Here is a 255-nt window from a genome sequence, read left to right on the forward strand (position 1 = left end):
GTATTCTCTACCCGACCACCTGTGTCGGTTTGGGGTACGATTCCTTACAATCTGAAGCTTAGAGGCTTTTCCTGGAAGCATGGCATCAATGACTTCACATCCGTAGATGCTCGACGTCGTGTCTCAGCCTTAAGAGAAACCGGATTTACCTAATTTCTCAGCCTACGCACTTGAACCTGGACAACCGTCGCCAGGCCCACCTAGCCTTCTCCGTCCCCCCATCGCAATTGTAAGAAGTACGGGAATATTAACCCG

Annotated in this window: 1 rRNA gene; it reads right to left on the minus strand. The window is 50.6% G+C overall.

Annotation, left to right across the window (positions count from 1 at the left end):
- Nucleotides 1-255, minus strand: a 23S ribosomal RNA gene (locus tag IQP38_RS21675); the annotation flags it as partial.

This window comes from Vibrio sp. OPT41, from assembly GCF_015163595.1.
In the GTDB taxonomy this organism is placed as follows: domain Bacteria; phylum Pseudomonadota; class Gammaproteobacteria; order Enterobacterales; family Vibrionaceae; genus Vibrio; species Vibrio alginolyticus.